Raw genomic sequence first — 21,165 nt, forward strand, 5'->3', positions numbered from 1 at the left:
CAAAGCGCGTACCAGATTTGTTGGCTGTAGCGTTTAAGCGATCGTCAAGTAGGGAAAGTTGTATCGTTGCGACATTCTTTTTCTGACAATCAATTGCAGCGCCTTCTTTTCACGCACGCCATAACAAGACCCGCACTCTTTCGGAGCAGTCATGACCAACCCGCTGATTCTCGAACCCCAGAAAACCGCTGACGCCTGTGTGATCTGGTTGCACGGTTTGGGTGCCGACCGTTACGACTTCCTACCTGTTGCCGAATTCATGCAGGAACGCCTGACCAGTACCCGTTTCGTCATGCCCCAGGCGCCGACCCGCCCAGTGACCATTAACGGCGGCTACGCCATGCCCAGCTGGTACGACATCAAGGCCATGACCCCGGCGCGCGCCATCGACGAAACACAGCTGGAAGCGTCAGCCGAGCAGATCATCGGCCTGATCAAGGCCGAACAGGCCAAGGGCATCAACCTGTCGCGGATCTTCCTCGCCGGTTTTTCCCAGGGCGGCGCGGTGGTGCTGCACACTGCCTATATAAAGTGGCAGGAAGCACTGGGCGGGGTGATCGCCCTGTCCACCTACGCCCCGACCTTCACTGACAGCCACCAGCTGAGCGCCTGCCAGCAACGCACCCCGGCCCTGTGCCTGCACGGCGTGCACGACCCGGTGGTGATTCCGTCCATGGGCCGTACCGCATTCGAATACCTCAACACCTGGGGTGTCGCCGCACGCTGGCACGAATACCCGATGGAGCACGAGGTGGTGGTCGAGGAACTGAGCGATATCCACGACTGGCTGAGCAAGCAATTGCAATAAGCCAACCCCACCTGTAGTTGTGGGAGTTTTCCGCTACGCCGCGCCCAGATCTTGCATTACACTGCCCGGCGTACATTCCTTAACCAGTTGATGAGACGATCGTGCTCAAGGCACTCAAGAAAATATTCGGCAAAGGAGACGCCGCGCCAACGGCCGTCGCTCCTGCTGCCAGCGTGACGCCAACGGCGCCCGCCCCCACTGCAGAGGCCCGGCCCGAACCGAAACCGGCCGCGCCCCGCGCCAAGCCCGCCGCCAAGGCAGAAGCACCCGCCGATGCCGCAGCGCCTGCCGACAAGCCGGCCAAGGACAAACCACGCCGCGAACGCAAGCCCAAGCCCCAGGCGAGCCTGTGGAAGCCGGAAGATTTCGTGGTCGAGCCGCAGGAAGGCAAGACCCGCTTCCACGACTTCAAGCTCTCCAACGAGCTGATGCACGCCATCCACGACCTCGGTTTCCCTTACTGCACGCCGATCCAGGCGCAGGTACTGGGTTACACCCTGGCTGGCCAGGACGCCATCGGCCGCGCCCAGACCGGTACCGGCAAGACGGCGGCGTTCCTGATTTCGATCATTTCCCAGCTGCAGCAGACGCCGCCGCCGAAAGAGCGCTACATGGGCGAGCCGCGCGCGCTGATCATCGCGCCAACCCGCGAGCTGGTGGTGCAGATCGCCAAGGACGCCGTCGCCCTGACCAAGTACACCGGCCTGAACGTGATGAGCTTCGTCGGTGGCATGGACTTCGACAAGCAGCTCAAGGCCCTGGAAGCCCGTCATTGCGACATCCTGGTGGCCACCCCAGGCCGTCTGCTGGACTTCAACCAGCGCGGCGAGGTACACCTGGACATGGTCGAGGTGATGGTGCTGGATGAAGCCGACCGCATGCTCGACATGGGTTTCATCCCCCAGGTCCGGCAGATCATCCGCCAGACCCCACCGAAAAGCGAACGCCAGACCCTGCTGTTCTCCGCCACCTTCACCGAAGACGTGATGAACCTGGCCAAGCAGTGGACCACCAACCCGGCGATCGTCGAGATCGAGCCGGAGAACGTCGCCAGCGAAACGGTCGAGCAACACGTGTACGCGGTGGCCGGCAGCGACAAGTACAAGTTGCTGTACAACCTGGTGACCCAGAACAAGTGGGAACGGGTGATGGTGTTTGCCAACCGCAAGGACGAGGTACGGCGTATCGAGGAAAAGCTCGTGCGCGACGGTATCAATGCCGCGCAGTTGTCCGGTGACGTGCCGCAGCACAAGCGGATTCGCACCCTGGAGAACTTCCGTGAAGGGCGCATCACCGTGCTGGTGGCCACCGATGTGGCCGGACGCGGGATTCACATCGACGGCATCAGCCACGTGATCAACTTCACCCTGCCGGAAGACCCGGACGACTACGTGCACCGCATTGGCCGTACGGGCCGTGCGGGTAGCAGCGGTGTGTCGATCAGCTTTGCCGGTGAGGATGATTCGTACCAGCTACCGGCGATCGAGGAATTGCTGGGGCGCAAGATCAAGTGCGAGATGCCGCCGGATGAGCTGCTGAAACCGGTGCCGCGCAAGCACCACTGATCAGCGCTGGATTGTTCGCGGGTGAACCGGGGCAACGCCCCGGCCATCAAGCAGAGGATCTACCAGCGCCCAGCAGCATCCTGGTCACTCTGCTTGCCTTCCACCCACCTCGGCCCGTCCTGGGTATTTTCCTTCTTCCAGAACGGCGCCCGGGTCTTCAGGTAGTCCATGATGAAGTTGCAGGCATCGAACGCCGCCTGCCGATGGGCGCTGGCGACGCCAACAAAGACGATCGGCTCACCCGGCTCCAGCGCACCGATGCGGTGCAGCACCTCCACCTTGAGCAACGGCCAGCGCTGCTCGGCCTCGACCACGATCTTGGCCAGGGCCTTCTCGGTCATGCCCGGGTAATGCTCGAGGAACATCCCCGCCACTTCCCGGCCATCGTTGAAATCGCGCACATAGCCGACAAAACCGACCACGGCACCGACGCCGACATTGGCCGCATGCATGGCATTGACCTCGGCCCCCGGGTCGAACGCCCCGTGTTGCACTCGCACTGCCATGTTCAGCCTCCGGTCACCGGTGGGAAGAACGCCACTTCATCGCCTTCTTCCAGTGGCTCGTCGAGCTTGCACAGCTCCTCGTTGCGCGCACTCATGAGGTTCTGTTCGGCCAGCACCGCGTACTGACCGCCCTTGGCCACCAAGGCCTGGCGCACATCGTCGACCACCTTGAACTCACCTTCCAGGCGCTCGGCATCGACGCCCAGCAGTTCGCGGTAACGGGCGAAATACATCACCTTGACCTTCATCACGCCTCCACCTTGTAGTGGCCGCTCTTGCCACCGACCTTTTCCAGCAGACGCACCTGCTCGATGACCATGCCTTTGTCTACCGCCTTGCACATGTCGTAGATCGTCAGCGCAGCGACGCTGGCGGCGGTCAGCGCTTCCATCTCGACGCCAGTCTGCCCGGCCAGCTTGCAGCGCGCGACGATGCGCACCGCGTCCTGGCCTTCGGCGCTCAGTTCGACCTTGACGCTGGTCAGCATCAGCGGATGGCACAGCGGGATCAGGTCACTGGTCTTCTTTGCCGCCTGAATGCCAGCAATGCGCGCCACGGCGAACACATCGCCCTTGGGATGCTCACCGTCGACGATCATCTGCAAAGTCTGCGGCAACATGCGCACCCGCGCCTCGGCCACGGCCTCGCGCTCGGTCACGGCCTTTTCAGTGACGTCGACCATGTTGGCGCGCCCCTGGGAATCAAGATGAGTCAGCACTGCTCTGCTCCTGTGAAGGGAACAGAGAGTGTAAACCCGTGGGTCAGGATTGCGCAGCGGAAAAAAAGCCGGGCGGCAAGCCACCCGGCTGTGTGGGTTACAGGTGAGACTCGGCGTACTCGGCCAGCACCGAACGTGGTACACCCTGCAGGGTGATGTGCACGCCATGGGGGAAGTCCTTGAAGCGCTCGGTCAGGTAGGTCAGGCCCGAGCTGGTCGCGGACAGATAGGGCGTGTCGATTTGCGCCAGGTTGCCCAGGCACACCACTTTGGAGCCGGAGCCAGCGCGGGTGATGATGGTCTTCATCTGGTGCGGCGTGAGGTTCTGGCACTCGTCGATCAGGATCAGGCTCTGCTGGAAGCTGCGCCCACGGATGTAGTTCAGCGACTTGAACTGCAGCGGCACGCGTTCGAGGATGTACTCGACGCTGCCATGGGTGCTTTCATCGTCCATGTGCAAGGCTTCGAGGTTGTCGGTAATGGCGCCCAGCCAAGGCTCCATCTTCTCCGCCTCGGTGCCCGGCAGGAAGCCGATCTCCTGGTCCAGCCCCTGCACGCTGCGGGTGGCAATGATGCGCCGGTAGCGCTTGCTGACCATGGTCTGCTCGATGGCCGCGGCCAGGGCCAGGATGGTCTTGCCGGAGCCGGCAGCGCCGGTCAGGTTGACCAGGTGGATATCCGGGTCGAGCAAGGCGAACAGCGCCAGGCTCTGATGAATGTCGCGTGGTTTCAGGCCCCAGGCTTCCTGGTGCAGCAAGGGCTCCTGGTGCAGGTCGAGCAATAGCAGTTCATCGTTGCGAATGCCTTTTACCCAACCGACAAAACCTTGCTCGTCAATGATGAACTCGTTGATATGCACGGCCGGCAGGTTGTCGATCATCTGCACTCGATGCCAGGTGCGGCCACGCTCCTGGCGGGTATCGACCTTGCTGACGCGGTCCCAGAACGAGCCGGTGACCGAGTGATAGCCCTTGGACAGCAAGGAGACGTCGTCGACCAGCTGGTCGGTGCTGTAGTCTTCGGCCGCGATCCCACAGGCGCGCGCCTTCAGGCGCATGTTGATGTCTTTGGTGACCAGCACCACGTCCAGGTCGGTGCGCCGGCTACGGACTTCGAACAGGGTGTTGATGATGATGTTGTCGTTGAGGTTTTCCGGCAGCAGCTTGCTGGGCTCGTTGCGCGGGCTCATCAGGATCGACAGGTACCCCTTGGGCCCGCTCTTGCCACGCTGGATCGGCACGCCCTGCTCGACATCGCTGGGCGAAGCGTCACCGAGGGTCTGGTCGATCAGGCGGATGGCCTGGCGACATTCGGCGGCGATGGTCTGTTTACCGGTCTTGAGCTTGTCGAGTTCCTCCAGCACCGTCATCGGAATGGCGACGTGATGCTCCTCGAAGTTGAGTAATGCGTTAGGGTCGTGAATCAGGACGTTGGTATCGAGCACATAGAGGATTGGCTTGCTGGAGGAAGGGTTGCGTCCTTGGTCATCCATACTCGGTCACCTTATGTCGAAGCCACACGGCACGCTCTGTGGTGCCGCAGAATGACCGCCGTTCTTCCCGTATCCGCGTTGCTACGGGCGGGAAGCGTACCTGGCAAGGTGGGCCTGGATGACGCCACCTGTGCTGCAGGAATCGGCTGTCTGGTTTCTTCATACCGCAAAAACGATGACCAAAAAAAGCATTTTTACGAGATTTTGAAGTTTATTTTTCCGATTGACGAAGAGCGCTTGGCGGCAACGCCAGACGAGACTACAGTCAAAAGTCATACCCTCTATTCGCGATAAGCGTAATCGCGGCAGTCCTCCCAGCCGATCCCGCTTTGCACCGTGTTGTGAAGCAACCACTCGACCGCCGACTGCGCCTTGGGCAGGCTGTCATGGAACTGGATCACCCCCTTGCGCCATAACAGCATCAAGGTCACCACCCGCTGGGCCGACGCTTCGGCAGTCAGTGGGCCATCATCCTGAGCGTCGATATCCCACAGCGAAACCCGCAGTTGCTGGCTGGCCATGAACGCTTCGCCGTCCGCCCGGCGCTGCCCATAGGGCGGACGGAACAGCGGTACGTATTGATTGGGCAGGTCAGCCTGGACCCGCGCCTGGGCGCGCTTGATCGAATCCTGCCAGCCCTGCCACTGGGCATGGGAGCGATATTCCCAGCCCTGGATACCCACGCATTGGCCGGCGTAGAGCTGGGCCAGGGCATTGGCCGCGCCGCTGTCGCGCCGCCGCTCAAGGCGATTGCCCAAGACAAAGAAGGTGCCCTGCAGCTTCTGCTTGCGCAGGTACTCGGTGAGTTCATCGGTGCTACCCCCCTCGGGCCCCGGGCCACCGACGAAGCTCAGCAGGAACATGCGGTCGTTCAGTTCATCGCCATTGCGCTCGCGGCTGGACAGGCGCTCGACCTCACTGCTGGTCTGCGGCAGCAACGCCGCCTTGCGCAGTTGCTCATCCAGATAACGCACATGGAACTGATGACTAGGCTCGACCCAACCGGTATAGAACGTGCCGACATCGGTAGCGAATGTCGCCGCTCTAGTGCGCAAGTCGGCCATAGACTCAAACAGATAGCAGAACGAGGCATCCTGCTCGCAACTGCGCTGAGCCTGCTGGTAACCCTGCCACAAACGCTGCCACATCTGCGCGCGCACAGCTCGAATCTTCTGCAGGTTGATCTGCCGCAACCCCAAACGCGCAGCCAGTGCACCATCGTCGAGCAGCTCGCTTTCATGCAGCACCTGGGCAAACGACAGAATCTCGGCCCGCGAGGCGACATCGAACAGCACCGGGCTGTCCAGTTGCTCGGGCCACTGGCTGCGGTCCAGGCTGGCCGGGGGCATGGGGGCGGCCTGGGCGGCAAGGCTCAACAAGGTGGCCAGCAAGGCCCCGGCAATGCGCACGATGGCTCTCTCCGTGACGGCAAAACGCGCACTATAGCGCCTGCCTGGCCGATGGTCTGTGACTATCGTCGCCATAGTTTGGACTTGTTCCCCCCACCCCGTAGAATTGCCGTCAACGATTCCAGGAGCCGAACCGATGCTGACGGTGATTTCCCCCGCCAAGACCCTCGACTACGACACCGCGCCGGTGACCGACCGCTTCACCTTGCCGCAATACCTGGACGATTCCCAGGAACTGATCCTCCAGCTGCGCGACCTGTCGCCAGCGCAGATCAGCGAACTGATGCACCTGTCCGACAAGCTTGCCGGCCTTAATGCCGCGCGTTTCGGCAGCTGGACGCCGGACTTCACCCCGGCCAACGCCAAGCAGGCGCTGCTGGCGTTCAAAGGCGACGTCTACACCGGCCTGGATGCAGAAACCCTCAGCGAGGACGACTTCAGCTATGCCCAGGAGCACCTGCGCATGCTCTCCGGCCTGTACGGCCTGCTGCGCCCGCTGGACCTGATGCAGCCCTACCGCCTGGAAATGGGCACCAAGCTGGCCAATGCCCGTGGCAAGGACCTGTATGCCTTCTGGGGCACGCGCATCAGCGAATGGCTGAACCAGGCGCTGGCCGAGCAAGGCGACGACCTGCTGCTCAACCTGGCCAGCAACGAATACTTCAGCGCGGTGAAGCGCAGCGCGCTCAAGGGCCGGGTGATCAACGTCGACTTCAAGGACTTGAAGAACGGCCAGTACAAGATCATCAGCTTCTACGCCAAGAAGGCCCGCGGCATGATGAGCCGCTTCGTGATCCAGGAACGGGTCAACGATCCGCAGCAGCTCAAGCAGTTCGACGTGCAGGGCTATTACTACAGTGCCGAGCAGTCCAAGCCGGATCACCTGGTGTTCCTGCGCGATCACCCGGCCGAGTGAAGCCGCCGCTGGCTACCCTGATGCTCAGGGTAGCAGCACCAGGCCCGCCCCCAGCCCGTCGACCTCGACCCCTTGCGACAGCACTGCGCCAGGCGTCACATGAACCCTGCGCGGCGGTTGCCCGTCCTGCTCGCGATAAACCACATAGGTCTCGCCTGCCTCATCCTCGCGCAGCGCCTCGACGGGTAGCACCATGGCCTGCTCCTGACGCCGCACCACTACTGTCAGCTCTGCACTCATGCCGAGGCGCAACCCGAGTTGCGCAGGCGCTGCGGGCAGATTCAGGCGCACCCGTACGTCATACCAGGCAACCGGCCCTGTGTCGTCACGGGCCTGCAGACCGATGTGTTCGATCACGCCTGCAAACTGCTGGCCTGCAATGACGGCTTCGACCGCCTGGCCTTCGCCAACCAGGCGCAAGTCGTGCTCTTGTACTCTGGTCGCCACCTGCAAGTGTTCGAGGTCGAGCAGCGTGATCATCGGCATCCCCTGAATCATCGCTTGACCAGCTTGCACCTGCCGGGCGGCGCTACCCTCGCTGTGTCGCACGCCCGCCAGTACACCGGTGAAGGGCGCCTTGATCTCCTTGCGCTGTCGGATCAACGTCAATGCCTGCCAGCGCGCTTGCGCGTTGGCCTGTGCCATCTCGACGATCAACAGCGCGTCCTCTCGACCTTGTGCGCGCGTCAGCAATAATTCCTGCTCGGCGTCTTTCAAGGCTTGGCGCTGCGCCTGCAGCAATTGCTCAAGGCTTTCGACTTCGATGCGGGCGACGATACCTCGCTCGAACAGGCGCCGGGTTTCAGCCAGGCTCGCCGTGCTGACCGCCACCGCCGTACGAGCGGCTCCCAGTGCACGCTGGCTTCTCGCCACTTCGGGCCCGCTTTGCCAGCCACGTAACTGACGCAGTTGCTCCGCCGTTCTGAGGCGTTCGGCCTCGGCCTCACGCAGTTGAATATCCAGCTGGGTCGTGTCTAGCCTGAACAACGATTGTCCCTTCTCCACACGCTGCCCTTCCCGTGCCAGCACTGCCGCCACGACACCGTCGAAGGGTGCGCTCACGGTTTCCCGGCGCGCCGCTTGTAGCCTGCCCACAAGCCCCAGACGCTGCTCGACCAACTGCGGCTCGACACGCACCCAACGCGGTGCGGCTCGCTGCTCGCTCTCGGGCCAGGCCAGCCAGAACAGAACGGCCAACAGGGCTGACAACCCCAAGACTGCCAAACACCATGCCCACCTAGTCATGAAGCGCCACATCCCAACGCTCCAGCGTCGTGCCTAGCACCTGATCCAGCACTACCTGAGCATCCAGGTAGTCGATTGTGGTATCGAGTTGCGTACTCTGTGCCTGGCGCAGATCGCTTTCGAAACTCAGCACCTGGAAGTTGCTGGAACGCCCGGCTGCAAGTTTCTCCTGCTCGATCTCAAGCTTGCGCCGTGAAAGCTCAAGCGCGCGATCGGCGATCCCCAGCTGCCGCCAGCCTGCCTCCAGGTCACGAACCGCACTGCTGACATCCCGCTGCAACTGCTGGTGGGATTCGGCCAGGCTCAGCCGCTGGATTTGCACCGCTACTTCAGCCTGCACCAAGGATTGGCGGCGACTCAGATCGCCAATCGGGATAACCAGTTCAAACCCCAGGTACTGCTCCCAGGCAACCCTGTCTGCTGGCCGCTCGCGCGACTGGCTGGCTCCGCCGACCAAGGACAAGTCCCACCACTGCGCATCACGCGCCACCTGAAGGGCAATGGTGGCCTGTTCTCCGGCAACCTGCTGCATCAGATAAGCCGGTTGTAACATTTCGGCCCGCGCCATTGCTTGCTCGATGCTTAACGGCTGCTGCTCCGCGCGCAGACGCTCCACGGCTCGAAGCGGCGTCGCCAAGTCCACCGCCAACACCTGTGCCAACGCCAGGCGGCTCTGGTATAGCCGGTTGCGACTCCCCTCACGGGCCAACTCCTGGCTGGCGACCTCGGCTTCGGCCTGGACAACCTCGAACGCCGGCATGCGCCCGGCGGCGATCAGTGCCAGGTTCACTTGCACCCAGCGTCGCGCACGCGCCAGGGCATCTTCAGTAATGCGCAGGCGCTCCTGGGCGCGCAGCAGGTCACGGTACTGGGTGACGGTCCGGGTAATGACCTGGGCCACTTCGTCCCTGAGCGCCAACCGGTTGAGCTGTTCGGCCAGCTGCGCCTGGCGCAGCGGCGCACTGGTGATATCGCGTCCAGCACCGCGCAGCAGGGGCTGGATGATCATCAGGTTGGCCCCATCGCGGTACTGGCGCCCCGCCCTTCCTGTACGGGCATGGTCGTAAGTCCAGTCGAGACCAATGCGAGTACCGTAGGGGGTAAGCAAGCTGGCAGAGGGGGTAAGCTGGGCCTGACGCATGCGATCGGCGTGAGTACGATTGCCTAGATAGCGCGCTTTCAGCGAAAGCTGTGGAGCGAACTGGTCACGGGCCACGCGCAAGTCGAACTTCTGTGTCACACGCTCCAGATAGGCGCTGCGGATGGCGCGGTTATCGCGCAGGGCAAGGCCGATGGCATCGGCCAGTTCCAAGTCGACCGTTTCGCCCTGCAAGGCAGACAAGGCGCTTACCGAGCGCGTCTGTGGCTGGCTCGACTGAAACGACTGCGAGTAATTGTCGGCCACGGCCAGTAGTGAAAACGACCACGCGCAGGTCACTGTCAGCCACCTACTCATCACGCAATGCCGCTGCGGGTTGAAGCCGCGCGGCGGCGAGCGCCGGCTGCATGCCAAAGAAAAGCCCCAGCACCAGCGAACTGCCAACGCCCAACGGCAAGGCGCTTATGTCCAGCGCAAAGCCCCACCCCACTGACCGCGCGAACAGCCAGCCACCGGCCAACCCGAGCAGTACGCCCAGCAACGCGCCTGCTACCGACAGCAACAACGACTCGAGCAAGAACAGCCAGGCGATATCACGCGCACGTGCGCCCAACGCCAGGCGCACGCCTATTTCGCACCGGCGTTGCGTCACATTCATCACCATGACATTCATCACCCCGACCCCGCCCAGCAGCAACGCAATTGCCGCCGTACCCGCCAGAAGCCCGGTCATCACGCGGGACTGGCCGGCCATGCTTTCGAGCATTTGCCTGGGTAGCTGAACATCCACATCGTGCTGCACCAACTGTGCGCGCAGATACTGCTCAAGTGAACTGGCCGCATGCTTCATGGAAGCTGCATCCGCAGCCGCCGCAACGAGTGTTGCCACTTCGGGCAGAGTACCCAGACGGCGCATGCCGCTCAGGGGCATCAATACCGCGTCGTCGAAATTGACCGGCAACATCGGGTTGTATCCTTGAGCGGCCAGCACCCCTACCACGTCAAACAGGTACGTCCCCAACCGTACGCGCTCACCCTTGCTCACCTGCAGCTCAGTGGCCAGTGAGGCGCCCAGCAGTACATGCGGCACCCAATCGTCGTAGGCAGAGAGCAAACGGCCTTGAGCAACCTGAAGCGGCAGTACTTCGAACAGTTGCGCGGTGCTGCCAGCGACCATCACTTCGATACTGATACCCTTGGCCTGTACCGAACTCACAGCGAATGCCAGGGGGGCCACGGCACGGATGACTGGCGGCAGCTCGCCAAGCGGCAAGGGTGCAGCGCTTTGGTCCAGGGCTTGCAGGTTGACCACCAGCAAGTCGCTGCCCAGCCCCCGGTACAGTTGCCGGGCATGCTGCGCCGCGCTGTAGCCAATGTTCATCATCGCGACCAAGGCGGCGCAGCCGACCGCGATGCCAAACAGTGCCAGCCAGGCCCTGGTGCCCAGCTGGCGAACGCTGCCCAACGCTTCGCTGAGGCGTAGCTGCCAACCAGGCCCATAGTTTGCCTCAAGCATCGAATACGCCACCGTCGCGTACCAACAGGCATCGCTCCATACACTGCGCCATGGCCGGGTCATGGGTGACCATCAGCAGGGTCATGCCCTGCTCCCGATTCAACGTCATCAGCAACCCCATGATGTCCTGCGCCGAGGCGCTATCGAGGTTTCCCGTGGGCTCATCGGCAAGCAGGATTCGCGGATCGGTGACCAAGGCCCTGGCTATCGCAACCCGCTGACGCTGACCGCCGGACAAATCGGCCGGGCGATGTTCTGCACGATGCCCCAGGCCAACTTTTTCCAGTTGTAGCTTCGCAGCTTGGCGGGCTGAGGCCAGACGAGTACCTCGGTAACTCAAGGGTAAGGCCACATTGTCCAGGGCGGACAGGCGTGGCAGCAGGTTGAAGTTTTGGAAGACGAAGCCAAGCGTGCGGTTGCGCATGATCGCCCGCTGCGCTTCATTGGCATTGGTCATGTCCAGGCCCGCCAACCACAAGCGGCCGCTGCAGGGCTGGTCGAGCAGACCGATGAGATTCAGCAGCGTGCTTTTACCCGTGCCAGACGAGCCAGTAATCGCGCAGCTTTGTCCAGTAGGGATAGACAGACTGATGCGTTCCAGGACCACTTGTCCACCGAGATGGCGGCATACATCCCGCAGCATGATGCTGTCAGACATTAACCTGCCTCCCTGCCAGCCAGATCGGCGCTTGGGCCTGCAGGTTCAGGCTCACTGGCTTCACCGGGTTGCAACCATTGCTTCTCAATCAGTTCGAACAGCGATGCGCAGAATTCGGGCCAGTCAGCGTCCGAAGCAGACCTGTTCATCAGGATATCGACTTCGTAATTACCTAGAAGCTGGGCTTCTTCAATGCGGGGAAGCCCCCTGTAGTGCGCCAGAATGGCAAGCGAGGTTCGGTCAGTTTTGCCAGTACGCTGGTACTCACCAGCAAGCTGGTCGCAGACTTCCCTGCTCCAGTCGCAATCGCGTTGGTTTATCTCTTTCCAGGCGGCATTACGTTCATTCACGCTGAAATCACCGGATTCGTCGTAGACGATGGCGCTCAGCTCTTCGCGCCCCAAAGCCTTGAAGGGGTTCTGCCCCCTGCCGTTGACAAAGTCCGTAGCCTGCTCGGCCCGTGCCAGCACGGCTGGGTCATCGGTACTGGGGACATAAGCGTCATGCAATTTCTTCGCGAAGGAATAACTTGCGCCCGCGACCTGCTCCCAAATGCGTGCGCCAAGCGCAGCCAACTCCTTGCGAGACAGCGATGAATCGCGTGCATCCGCACGCTCAATTGCGGCACTGAGTTGCTTGCCAAGTGCCGAAAGCTCCAGTTCATCAACAGCTTGCGCTGCTGCCGTGACGGGGTCGGTGCTGCGCCCCTGCAAGGGTTTTTCCACATTCGACACGGGGGCCGCCAACGGCAGACCCGTACCGTTTTGCACAGGTTTCACGATAGATGTCCTCAAACGCATGATTTTTTGATGCGCACTTCGCTGGCGATGCCCAACGAAGTGCAGGCATGGGTTGCGATCAAAAAAACTGATTTATTTCATGGTGAATTCAACATTCCATGAGTAATCGGTATTCATGCGAGTGATGGTCGCGGCACAGACTGCCCCTCCACTGGGCGTGGCGGTTTTGGTCCATTGCGGCTGTTTGATTCCCCCCGGCAGAACGCGCATCTGGAATGTCGTTCCAAACGCACAGGTCTTGCTGCCAACGGCGTAGCGAACCTGGGCACCGTTGACGTCGGGGCTTACGACCCTTTGAACGCTAAAAACGAAAGCCGCTCCACCCTCGACCTTTCCAGCGGGCTTAGGGTTGGCTATCTGATAAGTGCTGTTTTCATTGGCTGTCACCAACTTCAGTTCTACTGGCTGGCTTCCAAGATTCTTGAACGTCACCTCGACGGGAGGCCCTGCTTGCACCATTCCCGCCATCAGCAACGCCGCGCTGCCGATCAGAACCTGCGATTTTGTCTTCATAAAGCTATCTCTCATCTCTTCCATGTGTTTATGGATGAGACGCCCTCGTTGGCCATCGGCCCGAGGCTGCCCAAGACGCTCCTTCGTACATGGACAGCCCCGCAGAGCGTCCAAAAGGCTTAACGGCAAGGCTCAGCAAAACCTTAGTCTTCGTATGGTCAATCTATGTTTCGGCATGTGTACCCGCGTGCACCGCTGCGAGGCATTGAATCAACCGCCGTAACGCCAGAATTACGACGCCAAAAAACCACCACTATCAGCGTTATCGCCAAACGCCATAAGACCGTTCGTACTTTTTTGACGAATTTTGAAAAATATTTTTTCATGATGGCATAACAGCACCTCGCTTCAGTTTCGTCCTTTATAACCGGGGGTGGAACTGTGACGTGCTATCAATTTGAAAGTATTTGCCACTGAAGAATTATTTAAAAATCTTTCATCGAAGCGGAACGCCCTCAGGAACTTCTATTGCGAGCCATCGCTCATAGTGCCGTAACGAATTTCCTGCCCCTGGGCTGTGAGAGATGACTTACAGATGACAACCGGCAGGTATCACTACCCGCCTAGATAATCTGGCAGCGGCAACGGGAACCCCCGCAGGCACTGCCCAATGAGGAGTAACGCGCCCCTTCAAAATCGTCCTAGTGGTTGATTTCAAAGGATTTTTCCACTTGAAAAAACAAGCACAGCAAGGCGCCAAGTAGCGCTTTGCAATAAAGACGGCTGCATGACAGGGCACGCCTTTTAAAGACTGGCTTAATACTGCCAACTTTTAGTGCACAACTTTGTGCGCGACGGATTTATTCATGCCTGCGCTCGGCGAAGTGAGCTTTCGCCCATGGATCCGTGCGCCCGAAAACTGTTGTTAATCAACCCAGTCCGGCTCTTCCCGGAAGAGCTGGCGTGATAAACACATGAGGTGATAGCGATGCGTATCAGCATCTTTGGTTTGGGTTATGTGGGTGCGGTCTGTGCAGGCTGCCTGACGGCGCGAGGCCATGACGTGATTGGTGTGGACGTGTCCAAGACCAAGATCGACCTGATCAATCAGGGCAAGTCGCCGATCGTCGAACCTGGCCTGGAAGCACTGCTGCAACAAGGCATCGCCAACGGCCGCCTGCGTGGCACCACCGACTTCGCCGAGGCCATCCGCGCCAGCGACGTGTCGATGATCTGCGTCGGCACCCCGAGCAAGAAGAACGGCGACCTGGGCCTGGAATACATCGAGTCGGTGTGCCGCGAAATCGGCTACGTGCTGCGCGACAGCGAGCGTCGCCACACCATCGTGGTGCGCAGCACCGTGCTGCCGGGCACCGTGAAGAACGTGGTGATCCCGATTCTCGAAGACTGCTCGGGCAAAAAGGCCGGCGTCGACTTCGGCGTTGCCGTGAACCCGGAGTTCCTGCGTGAAAGCACCGCGATCAAGGACTACGACCAGCCGCCGATGACCGTCATCGGTGAACTGGACAAGGCCAGCGGCGACGTGCTGCAAGCCCTGTACGAAGAGCTCGATGCGCCGGTCATCCGCAAGCCGATCGAAGTGGCCGAGATGATCAAGTACACCTGCAACGTGTGGCACGCCACCAAGGTCACCTTCGCCAACGAGATCGGCAACATCGCCAAGGCCGTCGGCGTCGATGGCCGTGACGTGATGGACGTGGTCTGCCAGGACAAAGTGCTGAACCTGTCGCAGTACTACATGCGCCCAGGCTTCGCCTTCGGTGGCTCATGCCTGCCCAAAGACGTGCGCGCCCTCACCTACCGCGCGGCGTCCCTCGACGTACGCGCACCGCTGCTCGACTCGCTGATGCGCAGCAACGAATCGCAGGTGCAGAACGCCTTCGAGCTGATCGAAGCCCACGACAAGCGCAAGGTCGCCCTGCTTGGCCTGAGCTTCAAGGCCGGCACCGACGACCTGCGCGAGAGCCCGCTGGTGGAACTGGCCGAACGCTTGATCGGCAAGGGCTACCAACTGGATATCTACGACGAGAACGTCGAGTACGCCCGCGTCCACGGGGCAAACAAAGAGTACATCGAGTCGAAGATCCCGCACGTATCAATGCTGCTCAACGCCGACTTCCAGAAAGTCATCGCCAACGCCGACATCATCGTCCTGGGCAACCGCGACGAGCAGTTCCGCGCCCTTGCCGAGCAAGCGCCGGCAGGCAAGCAGGTGATCGACCTGGTCGGCTTCATGAGCAAGCCGACCTGCGCCACCAGCCGCACCGAAGGCATTTGCTGGTAATGCCCGACCGGGCAGCGGTGGCCTCCCCACCATCGCTGCCCACCCTTTCCCGAATTCTCGACGGATGCTGAACATGCAAAGGCTCCAGACAGTGCTGTTGCAGTGCGCCGGGTGGCTGCTCTACATGAGCCTGCTCATGTTGATCGCCCTGGCGCTGCCAGCCGATATCTTCGACTCGCAGTCGAAGCACTTCATCTTCCTGGTCGGCGCAGTCGGCATCTGGCGCTATTCCATGGGCGCCACCCATTTCATCCGCGGCATGATCTTCCTCTACGGCGTCTACCCGTACCTGCGCCGCAAGGTGCAGAAGATGGGCGAAACCGCCGCGCCGTCGCACGTGTACCTGATGGTCACCAGCTTCCGTATCGAAGCGCTGACCACCGCCCAGGTGTACAGCTCGGTGATCCGCGAGGCGATCGAATGCGGCTACCCCACCACCGTGGTCTGCTCGCTGGTGGAGATGTCCGATGAACTGCTGGTGAAGAGCCTGTGGGCCCGCTACAACCCGCCCGCACACGTCAAACTGGACATCGTGCGCATCGCCGGTACTGGCAAGCGCGACGGCCTGGCCTATGGCTTCCGCGCCATCTCGCGGATGCTGCCAGACGAAAACGCCGTGGTCGCGGTGATCGACGGCGACACCGTGCTCGGTGAAGGCGTGGTGCGCAAGACCGTGCCGTGGTTCAAGCTGTTCCCCAACGTCGGCGGCCTGACCACCAACGAGTTCTGCGAAGTGCGCGGCGGCTACATCATGAGCGAGTGGCACAAGCTGCGCTTCGCCCAGCGCCACATCAACATGTGCTCGATGGCCCTGTCCAAGCGCGTGCTGACCATGACCGGGCGCATGTCGATGTTCCGCGCCAGCGTAGTGACCAACCCCGAGTTCATCGCCGACGTCGAAAGCGACTCGCTGATGCACTGGCGCCTGGGCCGCTTCAAGTTCCTCACCGGTGACGACAAGTCCAGCTGGTTCAGCCTGATGCGCCTGGGCTACGACACCTTCTACGTGCCGGACGCCGCGATCAACACGGTCGAACACCCGCCGGAGAAGAGCTTCCTCAAGGCCAGCCGCAAGCTGATGTACCGCTGGTATGGCAACAACCTGCGGCAGAACTCCCGCGCGCTGGGCCTCGGCCTGCGCCGCCTGGGCCTGTTCACCAGCATCGTGCTGTTCGACCAGCGCGTGTCGATGTGGACCAGCCTGCTCGGCCTGACCGTGGCGGTGATCGCCAGCCTCAAGTTCGGCATGGCGTACCTGCTGGTGTACCTGCTGTGGATCGGCATCACCCGCCTGATCCTCACCGTCATGCTGCTGTGCTCCGGCCACAACGTCGGCCCGGCCTACCCGCTGATTCTCTATTACAACCAGATCGTCGGCGCGCTGATGAAGATCTACGTGTTCTTCCGCCTCGACAAGCAGTCCTGGACCCGCCAACCGACTGCCCTCAAGCGTGACCTCGCCAGTTTTCAACAATGGTTCAACACCTGGTCCTCGCGGACCATGACCTTCTCGGCTGCCAGCATCTTCGTCGCTGTGCTGTTCATGGTCGTGTGAGCCCAACCCGGATCGGAACTAACAGGAACAAACCCAGATGAATACCGCCGTGAACGTCAACGTCGTGCATGAGTCCGAAGCCCAGCGCCAACACGCCCGGGTGCGCATCCCGGCCAAGCTGCGCTTCCTCGACAAAGAGCGCCAGGCCCACGATGTGAAGGTCGATGACCTCTCCGCCGGTGGCCTGAGCTTCCACACCAAACAGCCACTGTCGGTCGGTGAAGTGCTGCGCGGTCGCCTGCAGTTCACGGTCGACAACCTCGGCCTGTCGATGGACATCGAGTTCCAGGTGCGTGCCTACGACAGCGGCAGCGGCCGTACCGGCGCGCAGTTCCAGAACCTCGAACCGCGCGACATCGCCACCCTGCGCCACATCATCACCACTCACCTGTCGGGTGAGCTGATCACTGTCGGCGACGTGCTCAGCACCCTGCAGCGCGACAACTTCACCAAGGCGCGCAAGCAGAAGGACGGTGGCTCCGGCCTGTCCGCCTTCGGCCGCCTCAAGGCCGTGACCGTGACCCTCGGCGTCTTCGTGGTCGGTGTGGCCGCCTTCGGCTTCGTCGCCAAGTCGTTGTACGGCATGTACTTCGTCAGCCATGCCGAAGCCGGCGTGGTCGCCGTGCCGACCACCACCGTCACCATGCCACGCGACGGTACCGTCAACAGCCTGGCCGAAACCGGTGGGCAGATCGTCAAGGGCGCGCCGCTGGCCACCTTCACCACCAGCATGCTGGACATGCTCAAGGGCAACCTGGACGACTCGCAGCTGGAGCCTGCGAAGATCGAGGAGCTGTTCGGCAAGCAGCTCTCCGGCACCCTCACCAGCCCTTGCGACTGCGTGGTCGCCCGCCAGCTGGTGGACGACGGCCAGTACGCCGCCAAGGGCCAGCCGATCTTCCAGCTGGTGCCGCGCACCACTACCCCGATGGTCGAGGCACGCTTCAGCTATCGCCAGTTCGACGAGGTCAAGCCAGGCACCCGGGTCAACTTCCAGGTAGCCGGCGAAGACGACGTGCGCACCGGCCAGATCGTCAGCAGCGCCAGCCTCAACAGCGAGGACCTGGCCTCCGACATCCGCGTGCAGATCAAGCCCGACAGCGCCATGCCGGCCGAGCTCGCCGGCCGCCCGGCCTCGGTCAACAGCGACCGTGGCCCTTCGCTGAACTGGCTGATCGATAAAGCCGTGGCCCGCGGTCTGTAAGAGGATCTCGTGATGATTCCCCATAAGAAAAGCGCAAGCCTGGGCCTCTGTGCCCTGGCTGCAGCGGTCGCCCTGGCCGGCTGTGCGGGCCTGCCCGACCAGCGCCTGGCCAACGAAGCCCTCAAGCGCGGTGACACCGCGCTGGCCGAGCGCAACTACAAGGCACTGGCCGACCTGGGTTACAGCGACGCCCAAGTGGGCCTGGCGGACATCAAGGTGGCCACCCGTGACCCGGCAAAAATCCGTGAAGCCGAAGCCACCTACCGCGCTGCCGCTTCCACCTCGCCGCGTGCCCAGGCGCGTCTCGGCCGCCTGCTGGTGGCCAAGCCCGACAGCACCCAGGCCGAGCGTGAAGAGGCCGAAACCCTGCTCAAGCAGGCCGCCAGGCAAGGTGAGAGCAATACGCTGATCCCGCTGGCGATGCTCTACCTGACCTACCCGCAGAGTTTCCCCAAGGTCAACGCCCAGCAACAGATCGACCAGTGGCGCGCCGCCGGCAACCCGGAAGCGGGCCTGGCCCAGGTGCTGCTGTATCGCACCCAGGGCACCTACGACCAGCACCTGGGTGACGTCGAGAAGATCTGCAAGGCCGCGCTGAACAGCACCGACATCTGCTACGTCGAGCTGGCCACCGTGTACCAGAAGCGCGGCCAGGCCGACCAACAGGCTGCCCTGCTCGGCCAGCTCAAATCCGCCTATGCCCGTGGCGCGGTGCCGGCCACCCGGGTCGACAGCGTCGCCCGGGTGCTGGCTGACCGCAGCCTCGGCCAGACCGACGAGAAAACCGCCAAGGACCTGCTCGAACAGGTTGCCCCGGCCAACCCGGCGTCCTGGGTCAGCCTGGCGCAGCTGGTGTACGACTTCCCCGAACTGGGCGACACCGACCAGCTGATGGCCTACATCGACAAGGGCCGCGAGGCCGAACAACCACGCGCCGAACTGCTGCTGGGCCGCCTGTACTACGAAGGCAAGACCTTGCCCGCCGATGCACCGAAGGCCGAGCAACACCTGCAGGCCGCCGCCGACGCTGGCGAAGTCAGCGCCCACTACTACCTCGGCCAGCTGTACCGCCGTGGCTACCTGGGCAAGGTCGAGCCGCAGAAGGCTGTCGACCACCTGCTGACTGCCGCCCGTGGCGGCCAGAACAGCGCCGACTACGCCCTCGCCCAGCTGTTCAGCGAAGGCCATGGCATCCGCCCGCAACCGGGTAACGCCTGGGTGTTCGCCCAGCTGGCCCAGGCCAACCCGACGCCACAGTCCAGCGAACTGCTGCAACAGCTCGACCAGCAACTCACGCCTGACCAGCGCAGCCAGGCGCAGAGCCTGCTGGCGCAGGAAAAACAGGCCCGCGGCAGCATGGCTCAGGGCGCCAACAGCACCCTGGCCCTCGAAGCCCTGCAAGACGACGAAAAAGAAGTAGAAGGTGAGGACTCGCTATGACGCTCAATCCATTCGTGAAAGCTGGCATCGGCCTGAGCTTCGCCCTGCTGTGGTCCTGCCCGACCCTGGCGGAAATGACCGCTGAAAAGAACTTCGGCCTGGATGTGAAAATCACCGGCCAGTCGGAAGACGACCGTGACCTCGGCACCCGCCCCGGCGGCGACGTCAACGGCCTGGGCCTCGACCTGCGCCCCTGGGTGTACGGCGAGCGCGGCAACTGGAGCGCCTACGCCATGGGCCAGGCGGTCACCGCCACCGACACCATCGAAACCGACACCCTGCGCCAGAACGATGACGGCACCAGCACCGACACCGCCGCCGACGGCCGCAAGCAGGACAAGAGCTACCTGGCCATGCGCGAATTCTGGGTCGGCTACAGCGGCCTCACCGCCTACCCCGGCGAGCAGCTGCGCCTGGGCCGCCAGCGCCTGCGCAGCGACGACGGCATGTGGCGCGACACCAACATCGAAGCGCTGAACTGGACCTTCGACACCACCTTGCTCAAGGCCGACCTGGGTGTGGCCCAGCGCTTCAGCGAATACCGCACCGACCTTACCGAGCTGGCCCCGGAAGACAAGGACCGCACCCACATCTACGGCAACGTCGCCACGCAGTGGACCCCTGGCCACTGGGTCGGTGTGCGCGCCCACCACACCCATGACAGCGGCAGCCTGAAGAACCCGGGCGAGACCGTTGACGCGCTGGACAAGACCCGCACCGGTGACCTCACCTGGCTGGGCCTGGAAGCCAACAGCGACGCCTACAACTGGCGCAACGACCACACCGTCAACTACTGGGGCAGCGTCACCTGGCTGACCGGTGACCGCGACACCCTCAGCAGCCAGACCGTCGGCGACCAGACCGTGGCCACCGGCAAGCAGAGCGGTAACGTCAACGCCTGGGCCACCGACCTCGGCATCCGCCTGCGCCTGGACCCGCAATGGCAGGTCGGTGCAGCCTATGCCCGCGGCAGCGGCGGCGGAGGCGACGACGGTTCGAACAACTTCGAGCAGACCGGCCTTGAGAGCAACCGCTCCAACTTCACCGGCACCCGCTCGCGCGTGCACCGCTTCGGCGAAGCCTTCCGCGGCGAGCTGGGCAACCTGCAGGCGGCCACCCTGTTCGCCTCCTGGCAGCTGCGCGACGACTACGACGCCAGCCTCATCTACCACAAGTTCTGGCGCGTCGATGGCAACCAGAACATCGGTTCCAGCGGCATCAACGCGGTGGTCGACGACAACGGCGTGAACCGCCAACTGGTCGATGGCGAGAAAGACCTCGGCCAGGAAATGGACGTGGTCGTCACCAAGTACTTCAAGCAAGGCCTGCTGCCGGCCTCGATGAGCCAGGCGATCGACGAGCCTTCCGCCCTGGTGCGCCTGCGTGCCGGTGTGTTCAAGCCGGGCGATGCCTATGGCAAGGAAGCCGACTCGTACATGCACCGCGCCTTCGTCGACGTGATCTGGCGCTTCTGAG

At 62.5% G+C, this 21,165-nt stretch carries 20 protein-coding genes; 9 read left to right on the forward strand and 11 right to left on the reverse strand.

Translation table 11 applies throughout. The annotated features are described in order from the left end of the window. Window positions 1-151 precede the first annotated feature (151 nt). Together F6X59_RS04365 and rhlB are read left to right on the forward strand one after the other, a co-directional pair. Window positions 152-808, forward strand: a complete 657-nt coding sequence (locus F6X59_RS04365; protein WP_152954836.1) for an alpha/beta hydrolase — start codon at window positions 152-154, stop codon at window positions 806-808. Window positions 809-909: 101 nt separating this feature from the next. Continuing rightward, a complete protein-coding gene (gene rhlB / locus F6X59_RS04370; protein WP_346653527.1) occupies window positions 910-2,373 on the forward strand; it encodes an ATP-dependent RNA helicase RhlB in 1,464 nt (487 codons plus the stop codon). 59 nt (window positions 2,374-2,432) lie between these two features. Here the strand turns inward: rhlB and moaE are convergent, their stop codons facing one another. The 4 genes from moaE to F6X59_RS04390 form a co-directional block, all read right to left on the reverse strand. Next, window positions 2,433-2,879 carry a molybdopterin synthase catalytic subunit MoaE gene (gene moaE / locus F6X59_RS04375; protein WP_060508587.1) on the reverse strand — a complete coding sequence of 149 codons (447 nt, stop codon included), beginning with the start codon at window positions 2,877-2,879 and terminating at the stop codon, window positions 2,433-2,435. A gap of 2 nt (window positions 2,880-2,881) precedes the next feature. After that, the gene (moaD, locus tag F6X59_RS04380) at window positions 2,882-3,127 is read right to left on the reverse strand and encodes a molybdopterin converting factor subunit 1 (protein WP_099815833.1); all 246 of its coding nucleotides are present in this window, start codon (window positions 3,125-3,127) and stop codon (window positions 2,882-2,884) included. Next, window positions 3,127-3,597, reverse strand: a complete 471-nt coding sequence (gene moaC, locus F6X59_RS04385; RefSeq protein WP_085675049.1) for a cyclic pyranopterin monophosphate synthase MoaC — start codon at window positions 3,595-3,597, stop codon at window positions 3,127-3,129. Before moaC ends, moaD begins: the two co-directional genes overlap by 1 nt. Before the next feature lie 97 nt (window positions 3,598-3,694). Continuing rightward, window positions 3,695-5,089, reverse strand: a complete 1,395-nt coding sequence (locus F6X59_RS04390) for a PhoH family protein (RefSeq protein ID WP_152954838.1) — start codon at window positions 5,087-5,089, stop codon at window positions 3,695-3,697. Between the two features lie 51 nt (window positions 5,090-5,140). Between F6X59_RS04390 and F6X59_RS04395 the strand changes: the two genes are divergently transcribed. Beyond that, window positions 5,141-5,383, forward strand: coding sequence for a hypothetical protein (locus F6X59_RS04395; protein WP_152954840.1), 243 nt, complete (start codon window positions 5,141-5,143; stop codon window positions 5,381-5,383). Here the strand turns inward: F6X59_RS04395 and F6X59_RS04400 are convergent. Beyond that, entirely contained in the window at window positions 5,371-6,498 is a 1,128-nt protein-coding gene (locus tag F6X59_RS04400; protein ID WP_372240297.1) for a polysaccharide deacetylase family protein, read from the reverse strand. The two genes, F6X59_RS04395 and F6X59_RS04400, sit on opposite strands and share 13 nt — an antisense overlap. 136 nt (window positions 6,499-6,634) lie before the next feature. On the opposite strand from F6X59_RS04400, the gene yaaA reads away from it, so the two are divergent. Further along, the gene (gene yaaA / locus F6X59_RS04405; RefSeq protein ID WP_152954842.1) at window positions 6,635-7,414 is read left to right on the forward strand and encodes a peroxide stress protein YaaA; all 780 of its coding nucleotides are present in this window, start codon (window positions 6,635-6,637) and stop codon (window positions 7,412-7,414) included. A 24-nt stretch (window positions 7,415-7,438) separates the two neighbouring features. On the opposite strand, the gene F6X59_RS04410 is transcribed toward yaaA, so the two are convergent. The 6 genes from F6X59_RS04410 to F6X59_RS04435 form a co-directional block, all read right to left on the reverse strand. Then, window positions 7,439-8,629, reverse strand: a complete 1,191-nt coding sequence (locus F6X59_RS04410; RefSeq protein ID WP_178120027.1) for an efflux RND transporter periplasmic adaptor subunit — start codon at window positions 8,627-8,629, stop codon at window positions 7,439-7,441. A gap of 22 nt (window positions 8,630-8,651) precedes the next feature. Further along, window positions 8,652-10,115 carry a TolC family protein gene (locus F6X59_RS04415; protein ID WP_152954847.1) on the reverse strand — a complete coding sequence of 488 codons (1,464 nt, stop codon included), beginning with the start codon at window positions 10,113-10,115 and terminating at the stop codon, window positions 8,652-8,654. Further along, entirely contained in the window at window positions 10,108-11,274 is a 1,167-nt protein-coding gene (locus F6X59_RS04420; protein WP_152954849.1) for an ABC transporter permease, read from the reverse strand. The genes F6X59_RS04415 and F6X59_RS04420 overlap by 8 nt, the downstream gene beginning before the upstream one ends. Continuing rightward, a complete protein-coding gene (locus tag F6X59_RS04425) occupies window positions 11,267-11,932 on the reverse strand; it encodes an ABC transporter ATP-binding protein (RefSeq protein ID WP_152954852.1) in 666 nt (221 codons plus the stop codon). Before F6X59_RS04425 ends, F6X59_RS04420 begins: the two co-directional genes overlap by 8 nt. Further along, window positions 11,932-12,711 carry a hypothetical protein gene (locus tag F6X59_RS04430; RefSeq protein ID WP_152954854.1) on the reverse strand — a complete coding sequence of 260 codons (780 nt, stop codon included), beginning with the start codon at window positions 12,709-12,711 and terminating at the stop codon, window positions 11,932-11,934. Before F6X59_RS04430 ends, F6X59_RS04425 begins: the two co-directional genes overlap by 1 nt. Before the next feature lie 93 nt (window positions 12,712-12,804). Further along, a complete protein-coding gene (locus F6X59_RS04435) occupies window positions 12,805-13,245 on the reverse strand; it encodes a hypothetical protein (RefSeq protein ID WP_152954855.1) in 441 nt (146 codons plus the stop codon). Between the two features lie 928 nt (window positions 13,246-14,173). On the opposite strand from F6X59_RS04435, the gene F6X59_RS04440 reads away from it, so the two are divergent. The 5 genes from F6X59_RS04440 (at window position 14,174) to F6X59_RS04460 (ending at window position 21,164) form a co-directional block, all read left to right on the forward strand. Then, window positions 14,174-15,490: a nucleotide sugar dehydrogenase gene (locus F6X59_RS04440; RefSeq protein ID WP_152954856.1), complete on the forward strand. Its 1,317-nt coding sequence runs from the start codon at window positions 14,174-14,176 to the stop codon at window positions 15,488-15,490. Window positions 15,491-15,563: 73 nt separating this feature from the next. Continuing rightward, window positions 15,564-17,045, forward strand: coding sequence for a glycosyltransferase family 2 protein (locus F6X59_RS04445; protein WP_178120028.1), 1,482 nt, complete (start codon window positions 15,564-15,566; stop codon window positions 17,043-17,045). A gap of 37 nt (window positions 17,046-17,082) precedes the next feature. Continuing rightward, on the forward strand, window positions 17,083-18,249 hold the full coding sequence (locus tag F6X59_RS04450) for an alginate biosynthesis protein Alg44 (RefSeq protein ID WP_152954861.1): 1,167 nt from the start codon (window positions 17,083-17,085) through the stop codon (window positions 18,247-18,249). A gap of 12 nt (window positions 18,250-18,261) precedes the next feature. Continuing rightward, the gene (gene algK, locus F6X59_RS04455; protein ID WP_152954863.1) at window positions 18,262-19,689 is read left to right on the forward strand and encodes an alginate biosynthesis TPR repeat lipoprotein AlgK; all 1,428 of its coding nucleotides are present in this window, start codon (window positions 18,262-18,264) and stop codon (window positions 19,687-19,689) included. Continuing rightward, complete coding sequence (locus F6X59_RS04460; protein WP_152954865.1) at window positions 19,686-21,164, forward strand: alginate export family protein; 1,479 nt, start codon at window positions 19,686-19,688, stop codon at window positions 21,162-21,164. Before algK ends, F6X59_RS04460 begins: the two co-directional genes overlap by 4 nt. The last annotated feature ends 1 nt before the right edge of the window (window position 21,165 follow it).

The organism is Pseudomonas sp. MN1F (genome assembly GCF_009391885.1).
Classification (GTDB): domain Bacteria; phylum Pseudomonadota; class Gammaproteobacteria; order Pseudomonadales; family Pseudomonadaceae; genus Aquipseudomonas.

Coding starts and splice junctions, on each gene's coding strand:
- F6X59_RS04365 (WP_152954836.1), top strand. CDS start 152: ATGACCAACCCGCTGATTCTCGAACCCCAGAAAACCGCTGACGCCTGT.
- F6X59_RS04425 (WP_152954852.1), bottom strand. CDS start 11,932: ATGTCTGACAGCATCATGCTGCGGGATGTATGCCGCCATCTCGGTGGA.
- F6X59_RS04445 (WP_178120028.1), top strand. CDS start 15,564: ATGCAAAGGCTCCAGACAGTGCTGTTGCAGTGCGCCGGGTGGCTGCTC.
- F6X59_RS04395 (WP_152954840.1), top strand. CDS start 5,141: ATGACCGCCGTTCTTCCCGTATCCGCGTTGCTACGGGCGGGAAGCGTA.
- F6X59_RS04460 (WP_152954865.1), top strand. CDS start 19,686: ATGACGCTCAATCCATTCGTGAAAGCTGGCATCGGCCTGAGCTTCGCC.
- algK (WP_152954863.1), top strand. CDS start 18,262: ATGATTCCCCATAAGAAAAGCGCAAGCCTGGGCCTCTGTGCCCTGGCT.
- moaD (WP_099815833.1), bottom strand. CDS start 3,127: ATGAAGGTCAAGGTGATGTATTTCGCCCGTTACCGCGAACTGCTGGGC.
- F6X59_RS04420 (WP_152954849.1), bottom strand. CDS start 11,274: ATGCTTGAGGCAAACTATGGGCCTGGTTGGCAGCTACGCCTCAGCGAA.
- moaE (WP_060508587.1), bottom strand. CDS start 2,879: ATGGCAGTGCGAGTGCAACACGGGGCGTTCGACCCGGGGGCCGAGGTC.
- F6X59_RS04450 (WP_152954861.1), top strand. CDS start 17,083: ATGAATACCGCCGTGAACGTCAACGTCGTGCATGAGTCCGAAGCCCAG.
- F6X59_RS04415 (WP_152954847.1), bottom strand. CDS start 10,115: ATGAGTAGGTGGCTGACAGTGACCTGCGCGTGGTCGTTTTCACTACTG.
- F6X59_RS04440 (WP_152954856.1), top strand. CDS start 14,174: ATGCGTATCAGCATCTTTGGTTTGGGTTATGTGGGTGCGGTCTGTGCA.
- F6X59_RS04390 (WP_152954838.1), bottom strand. CDS start 5,089: ATGGATGACCAAGGACGCAACCCTTCCTCCAGCAAGCCAATCCTCTAT.
- F6X59_RS04435 (WP_152954855.1), bottom strand. CDS start 13,245: ATGAAGACAAAATCGCAGGTTCTGATCGGCAGCGCGGCGTTGCTGATG.
- yaaA (WP_152954842.1), top strand. CDS start 6,635: ATGCTGACGGTGATTTCCCCCGCCAAGACCCTCGACTACGACACCGCG.